This is a genomic window from Mycobacterium arosiense ATCC BAA-1401 = DSM 45069, from assembly GCF_002086125.1.
In the GTDB taxonomy this organism is placed as follows: domain Bacteria; phylum Actinomycetota; class Actinomycetes; order Mycobacteriales; family Mycobacteriaceae; genus Mycobacterium; species Mycobacterium arosiense.
Genome location: NZ_MVHG01000072.1, coordinates 20,109 through 27,443, shown reverse-complemented (window position 1 = coordinate 27,443; position 7,335 = coordinate 20,109). Strand labels below are relative to the sequence as shown.

The 7,335-nt window shown below is 65.9% G+C and carries 7 protein-coding genes; 2 read left to right on the top strand and 5 right to left on the bottom strand.

The window, feature by feature from the left end:
* The first annotated feature begins 380 nt into the window (after positions 1–380).
* The gene (locus BST14_RS21405; protein WP_083066359.1) at positions 381–989 is read left to right on the top strand and encodes an LGFP repeat-containing protein; all 609 of its coding nucleotides are present in this window, start codon (positions 381–383) and stop codon (positions 987–989) included.
* Positions 990–1,661: 672 nt separating this feature from the next.
* Here the strand turns inward: BST14_RS21405 and BST14_RS21400 are convergent.
* Both BST14_RS21400 and BST14_RS21395 read right to left on the bottom strand, forming a co-directional pair.
* Positions 1,662–3,248, bottom strand: a complete 1,587-nt coding sequence (locus tag BST14_RS21400; protein WP_083066358.1) for an FAD-dependent monooxygenase — start codon at positions 3,246–3,248, stop codon at positions 1,662–1,664.
* 139 nt (positions 3,249–3,387) lie between these two features.
* Positions 3,388–4,347 carry an NADP-dependent oxidoreductase gene (locus tag BST14_RS21395; protein WP_083066357.1) on the bottom strand — a complete coding sequence of 320 codons (960 nt, stop codon included), beginning with the start codon at positions 4,345–4,347 and terminating at the stop codon, positions 3,388–3,390.
* Positions 4,348–4,443: 96 nt separating this feature from the next.
* Here BST14_RS21395 and BST14_RS21390 point away from each other — a divergent pair, with 96 nt between their 5' ends.
* Positions 4,444–5,016 carry a TetR/AcrR family transcriptional regulator gene (locus BST14_RS21390; RefSeq protein WP_083066356.1) on the top strand — a complete coding sequence of 191 codons (573 nt, stop codon included), beginning with the start codon at positions 4,444–4,446 and terminating at the stop codon, positions 5,014–5,016.
* Between the two features lie 230 nt (positions 5,017–5,246).
* On the opposite strand, the gene BST14_RS21385 is transcribed toward BST14_RS21390, so the two are convergent.
* The 3 genes from BST14_RS21385 to BST14_RS21375 form a co-directional block, all read right to left on the bottom strand.
* The gene (locus tag BST14_RS21385) at positions 5,247–5,600 is read right to left on the bottom strand and encodes a hypothetical protein (protein ID WP_083066355.1); all 354 of its coding nucleotides are present in this window, start codon (positions 5,598–5,600) and stop codon (positions 5,247–5,249) included.
* Positions 5,601–5,675: 75 nt separating this feature from the next.
* Positions 5,676–6,431, bottom strand: a complete 756-nt coding sequence (locus BST14_RS21380; protein ID WP_083066365.1) for an ABC transporter ATP-binding protein — start codon at positions 6,429–6,431, stop codon at positions 5,676–5,678.
* A complete protein-coding gene (locus tag BST14_RS21375; RefSeq protein WP_083066366.1) occupies positions 6,428–7,249 on the bottom strand; it encodes an ABC transporter permease in 822 nt (273 codons plus the stop codon). Before BST14_RS21375 ends, BST14_RS21380 begins: the two co-directional genes overlap by 4 nt.
* Between the last annotated feature and the right edge of the window lie 86 nt (positions 7,250–7,335).

The window sequence follows — 7,335 nt, the reverse complement described above, 5'->3', positions numbered from 1 at the left end:
ACCTTCAATCACTCGGCTACGACACGCCGGTCACCAAATCGGTCCCCGACTCGTACACCACCTTGGCGGACGCAACCTTTCTCACCGCCGGGAGGGAGAGCATAACAATGTCATCGCGCGGTTTAAGGCGGCAGGTTTTACCGCTAGCTCTTGCATATGTAACTCGTGCGTATCTCGCTTGCCGAACATCGAGGGGCTGTCACAGACCTCGCCCCGGAGCTCGCGGGGGGATTCCATCGAGCGCCGATCATCCTTGTTTCAGTGCTCAGGTCGCGGTCTGTAGCCACGGCGTAAGTTCGTTCGGAGCGACGAAGAATGCGAGGAGCCTTCGCCCATCGAGTGGTTCGGTGGTAACCCCGGCCGAATGAGAGAGGAAGCTCATGACAACGATCGCGAACCGCCACGCCGCAGCCGTCTGCCTGACCGCCGCCGCGTTGATCACCGGCGGCTGCAGCGATGGCAAAAGCGGCGGCGCGTCAGCGCCGCCTCAGGTCGCGGTGAACGCCACGTCCACGTCTACCACCCCAGCGCAGCCCACCGAGGTGAAGCTCATCGGGGAGAGCGACGTTGAGGTGACTCTGACCGGCCCAATCGCCGCCAAGTACTCGTCGGCAACCGAGGATCAGAAGAAGGCGCTCGGCAAGCCGCTGACGGGTGACCGTAACGCGGGAAAGCGGGAAAGCGGCGTGGTATTTCAGCAATTTCAGGGCGGGGTGATCACCGCCAAGAATGATGCCGCCGGCACGCCCGCATATATCACCCTGGGCAAGATCCGGGAGGCCTGGAATGTCCCACGCGATCCGAACGGCAGGCCTGAGATCACTGGTACCAACGGTTCGGCAGGTCCGCTGGGCTTGCCCGTCAGCGACGCGAACGTCGACGGCGATCTGCTCGTGTCGAATTTCGAGCACGGCCGGATCGAGTACAACCAGAAGACGGGCCAGGTCGAGGTGACGGTAAACGGCCAGTCCGTACCGTCCGGGCTCTAGCGTCAATCGGGTGTGGTCAGTTCCAGCCCACCGCTCAGCCCGCGGCGCCCGGCGCCCGCGTCACTGGTCGCGGTCGATCTCCTCGGCGGTTTTGCGGATGTAAGTGATCGTGTCGCCGGTGAGAATGTCACCGCTTCCCCCAGCCTCAAAGCTGGTTTCCAGCTCATCAGGAATGTCGTTGAGCAGTGCAGCAAGATTAGCCGGAGGTGGTTCGACAAGCTTGCGCCGTTGGGTGCCGATCCGGGCCGCTAGGTCGTTGCGGCCATTCTCACGCGCCGTCTTCTCGTCTTCTTCTAGATATTGCAGGACCGCTGCTAGCTCATCGGATCAGATTCTACTGGTAACCCTCCATATACGACTCGTGCATGGCGCCGCGCCGATCCATGTCCGCCGACGACTACCAGCGCCCTCTTGTACCCGGCCTCGACATCGACACCTAACAGCCACAGAGAGATACGTGCGAAGCCCGGCCCGTCGCCAGCATTTCCCCGTATCGGGACAGCGGAGATTGCGCTCGACGTCGAGCGCCTTCATCGCGTTGCTGTAAGCCGGTGGTATCGAGGCGCTTTGGCCATATCGACCCGTTGCGGCAGCCACGACGTCGCAACGTAGGGAGCTTTTTGTCACCGTCATCTACTATTCACCGGCCGCATGCGATACCGATCAGCGAATTCAGTTTCGTGTTTCCCAGTTAGACCCGCATCGCTTGTCGCGGGATGGGTTGGTGCGTGCTGCTGTGAGGTCAATGCCGAACCAGTGCCGCAGGGCGTGTTGGAGGCCGTCGTGATCGGGGCGCTCGGCTGTGCCCGCCCACGCGACGATACCGTCTGGTCGGATGAGCATCCGGTTGGCGGCGACTCGCTCGATTGGACTGCCGATGACGACCGCTACGCCTTCGTCGAGCTGGCTGCGGAATTCGGATATGCCGTCGCCGGTGAAGTCGAGGAACACGGGCTTGCCGTCGCGGGCTAGCTCGGCAAGCCGTCTGGGTCCGGCTTGGGTCTCGATGGTCAGGTCAGGGGCCCACCAGCCGGCGAGCTCGTGGGCTCCTTCCGGCACGGGATAGCGGACGTCGGCTCCGGACAGAAGATCGCTGATGCGACTTGCGGTTTGTGAGTCGGCGAGCAGTTCGCCGAAGATTTCCCGTAACGCCGTCATCTCGGACCCCGGCCGAATGAGCGCGAGCTGCGCCCGGGTGCTGGTGAGCACGCGACGCGCCATCGGCTTGCGTTCCGCTTCGTAGGTGTCCAGCAAGGCCGGCTCCACGTGACCGCGCGCCACTTGGGCGAGCTTCCAGCCTAAGTTGACTGCGTCCTGCAGACCCAGGTTGAGTCCAGGTCCGCCCATGGTGAAGTGCACGTGCGCGGCGTCGCCGACGAGGAAAACGTTGCCGGCGCGGTACTGGGAAGCGATGCGCGAGTTGATGCCGATGAAGCGGCGGAAATGCACGTCCTTCTCTGATCCGGCGACTCGGACCGGGAATGGGGCGCAGGTGACGCGTTCGAGGCTCTCTTGCAGCTCTGTCAACGTCATCGGCTCAAGGTCGTCTTCGGCGGCGCGCTCGTCTCGTGCCGTGGGATCGAGCTCTAACGAGCCGAGGACGGGCTGCTTGCCTGGCGGTTGTCCCCAGAAGAACAAGCCGCGTGCGCCTCGCCGGAATGGCAGCGGGCCGGGTACGTCGTCCGCCCGGTCTTCGGGCGGCAGCACCCCGAACCCCAGACGGGTGACCACGTCTTGGGAGGACATACCAGGGAAGTCGATCCCGGCAAGCTTGCGCGTCAAACTGTGCCCGCCGTCCGCGCCGACCAGATAGCGGGTGGTCAGCTCGTACGGGCCGTCTGGTCCCTCTACTAGAGCGGTGACCAAGTCGTTATGCTGCGCGAAGTCGGCGAGGCGATGACCCCAACGTAGGTCGATTCCGCGACCTACCGCTTCTCGCGCCAACTCTTGGGCCAGCTCGGCCTGCGGTGCGGCGAGCATGTACATCCGAGAGTCCGCGACCTCGCTGAAATTTACCGGCAGAGCCCCGAACGAGAATTGCGCGATCGGACGGAGGCGATCGGAGGTGCCCGACAGCTTTTCACAGAACCCCCGGTGGTCGAGCAGCCGCGGACCTTGGCCGGTCACACCAGCCGCTCTCGGCTGCGGGTTCGGCCCGGGCGTCGGGTCGAGCACCACGGGCCGGACCCCGGCAAGGGCGAGTTCGCACGCGAGCATGAGGCCTGTCGGTCCAGCCCCCACGATCAAAACGTCGATCAAGATGCAGATCCTTTTCGTATCGGTGCGGCCGGCTCGCGCTGATGCGGTCGAGCACTTCGTGATCTGGGTGATCGGCAGCGACCGATCGGGGTCCACGCTGCGCTCGACGAGCTGCAGTGCGTTCCGGCCCTGGCGATGACTAGATGTCGATGACGACTTTGCCGTGCACGTGCCGGCCTGCTTGAAGCTCGACCGCGGTGCGGATCCGCTCCATGGGGAAGCTCGCCGCGATGGGCACTCGAAGCTGGCCCGACGCGACGAGACGGGCGATCTCGTCGATAGCGCCAGGAGCGGCGTTGGCGCCGTTGGCCGCAGTGATGCCGTCGACCTGTGCGGCGATGGTGGTGATCCGTTCGTCGGGGACGCCGAGTTCCCGCGCCGTCTGAACCGTCTCGGTCCCGTACAGGTCGATCGCGGCGGTGACGCCGGTGGGAGCTAGCCTGCCGACCCGCTCGGCCAGGCCGTCGCCGTAGGCGACGGGCTCGGCCCCGAGGGCGCGCAGGGCGGCGGCCGAGGACGCCGATCCCGTTCCGATCACCCGCGCGCCCGCGATGCGTGCGAGCTGGACGGCGAATACACCGACTCCGCCTCCCGCGCCGCCGATGAGGACGGTATCGCCCGGACCGGGATGGACGACGGCGAGCGCGGCGGAGGCTGTGGAGCCCGCTATGGCCAAAGTGGCGGCGGTGCGGTCGTCGACACCGTCGGGCGTGTGGTGGGCCTCGCCGCCCGACGCGACGGTTCCCGCGACGTCGATGACGACGTAGTCGGCGACCGCGCGCGACAGAACGCCACCGAACACCCGGTCGCTGACCGCAAAGCCGGTCACACCGTCACCGATCTGATCGACCACCCCTGCGTAGTCGGTGCCGAACCCGCACGGCAGCCTCAGCCCGAACCGGGCGGCGGTGTCCGCGTCGGAGGTCATGAACCAGTCCATCGGGTTCAGCCCCGCAGCCCTGACCCGCACGCGGATCTGTCCCGCGGCGGCCTGTGGTGCCGGCACCTGGCCGAGACCCAGGACTTCCGGGCCGCCGAACGACTCGAGGCGGACTACCCGGCCGGTGCTCACCGACGTCGCTATGCGCTGTTCCTGCATGTTCTCCCGGGCTCCTTCGGAGGTAATGAGAGGAGCTGTAGTGGACTATGCTCCGTTTGCAACACCCACCCTAACATAACCGGAGCGTGATCCGTTTTGGATGGCTCAGAGGATCGCCGGCCGCGAGCGGACGCAACTCGTAACCGCGACCAACTCCTCGAAGTGGCGACGCGTGTGTTCGCGTCCGCCGACACCGAGCCGTCGATGCGTGCAATCGCGCGCGAAGCCGGGGTGGGCATCGCCACCCTGTACCGGCACTTTCCCAACCGCGAATCCTTGGTCGACGCGGTCTACCGCGATCAGGTCTCGCGGCTCACCACGGGCGCCCGCGACCTGCTCGCCAAGCTTCCCCCGCCGGCAGCGCTGCGACGATGGATGGATCTGTTCGGCGACTGGATCGCAACCAAGAACGGCATGCTCGACACCCTGGCTGCGATGGTCGAATCCGGCGAGATTGGACACGCCCGGACTCGGACCGAACTACTTGCGGCCATCGATGACATCCTCGACGCCGGTCGTGCGACAGGTGAGCTCCGCGCCGATGTCAGTGCCGAGGACATCGCCGCCGGCCTCATCGGGGTCTTCACCGTGGCTAAGCCGCCCGGGCATGAGGCCCGGGCGAGCCGCCTCTTGAACGTCCTCATGGACGGCCTGCGCTCAAAACCCTGAACCGCCGACCCGCTGCGTTTCCTGAAAACACCGCCTTTACTTCTCGCCTTGATCCGGCGGGGCGAGCCGGAGTCACGTAACGAATCAAAGAATCCTCAGCGGCGCCGAGGACGGAGTCGCTGCCGGCAAGCGCGCCGCTGCTACGCGCGACGGGGGTTTGGGGTCTCACCGTGCTTGGCGCCGTTCTGACAGCGCGCCGCTGTCGATAGGCGCGAAGCGTATGGCAATCATCAACAGCGAAAGCGCTTCTCGAGTGCATGGAGAAGTCGGCGGATCTCCTTCATGCGTGCCTGCAACTGCCGAAGTTGCTCAGAGGTGCACGGCCGCGGACGCAGGTGCGGCCCGAGGCCTGCGGCGGCGCCGAGTTCGGCGTGCTCCGCGCGCAACAGGTCGGCGAACAGCCGAGCCTGGGCCACGTCCGCGTGGTGTGTGGGGGACGCTGCCCGCGTCGCGCCGACCAGCCGCAGCCGATCGTCGGGGAGGGCGCCCCGTTGTTCGCGTCCGGTGGAGTGGTACGGCCGATGGCGTATGCCCGGCGCGATTGCGGTAAGTTCTCCGGTTGCTCGCAGATCGGTCTCAGTCATCACTCTTGCTGACCTTCCGGTGAAGTGGATGGCGGTCGGAGCGTTTCCTCACGGGCCATCGTCGGTGAGCGCGACCTATGCTGTCGCGGCCGAGTCGTGCCCGAGAAACGCGAGGATGTCGTGGCGGCGGCGCTGATAGGCGCCGGTGAATTGGGATTGCGGGGCGCGAGGCTCGTCGATTGTGATGACGTCGGCGACGGTCGCGGGCCGGTGGCTCAACAACACGATCCGGTCGGCGAGCAGCAGCGCCTCGTCGACGTCGTGGGTGACGAACAGAATGGTCATCTTCTGTTGCTCCCACACCTTCATCAGCAGCCGCTGCATCTCCAGTCGGGTCTGGGCATCCAGGGCACCGAAGGGTTCATCCATCAGCATCACCTTCGGCTCACATGCGAGGGTGCGAGCCAACTGGACCCGCTGCCGCATGCCGCCGGACAGGTGGCTGGGCAAATGACCGCCGTAGGAACCGAGGCCCACCTGGGCGAGGCGGTTTTGCGCCGCGGTCTTTAGGCCCCTGCCGCGGATGCCCCGCAGCCGCATCGGGTACATGACGTTTTTCAGCGCGGTGCGCCACGGGAACAGTGCATCCTCTTGAAACACCATGGCGCATTGGGCTGCATTGCCCGCCACTGGTGCGCCGTCGACCGTGGCGTGCCCGCTCAGCGGGGTGAGCAGCCCAGCCAGCGCTCGCAGAATCGTGGACTTGCCGCACCCCGACGGGCCCAGAAGGACGACGACCTCGCCCGGATCGATGTCCAGGGTGATGTCGGCAGCGACGACTCCGTTAAAGCCCAGCTTCAACCGGTCGAGGCGCACGGCGCCGGCGCTCACCGGCTCGCCCTCGGCAACCAGTGGTTGATGCGGCGGCCGATGCGCTCCACCGCCCACGCCGTCATCAGACCCAGCGCGCCGATTGAGATCATGCCGACGACCACTCCCGGGTAATCCAGCAGGCCGTACGACTGCCAGGTGTAGTAACCGATGCCGAACTGCCCGGAGATCATCTCCGCGCTGACCACACAGATCCAGGCCACGCCCATGGCGACGGACAGGCCCGCGAAGATGCCGGGCAGCGCCCCCGGAAGGATCACGTGCAACAGGAGCGAAATCCGGCTCGCGCCCATCGTTTTGGCGGCTTCTTCCCATACTTTTGGCAGCGACTCCGTGGCATGGATGGTGCTGACGACCACCGGAAACAACGCGGCGAAGAAGGTGATGAACACGATGCCTTGTTCGCTTGAGGGGAACAGCAGGATGGTTAGCGGCACCAGAGCGATCGCGGGGATGGGCCGGACGATTTCGATGAAGGGCCGCAACGTCATCCGTGCCGTCGACGAGCGCCCGACCAGAATGCCAAGGGCGATACCGACCGCGGCGGCGAGCCCGAACCCGAGCAGGATCCGTTGCAGACTGGCCAGCAAGTCGTCGTAGTAGCCGCCGGAGCTGATCCGCGTCCCGAGCCTCTCGACAACACGCATGGGGGCGGGCATTCGGTTGAACCGAAGCCAGGCGACGACGTTGTGAGCGGTGAGCACCTGCCACAGCGCGACAAACGCGACGATCGGGACTAGCGGCAACACCAGGGCCGCGGTGCGGCGTTGGATAGCCGTCGGAATGCGGGTAGCGATCCGTCGGTCCGGTCTGAGCATCGGTGCCGAGACCGGGGTGGCCGGCGCGGGCGCGACGCCGGCTCCCAGGCGACTCAATGTGCTTGTCAACGGGAGCTCCTTCCTTT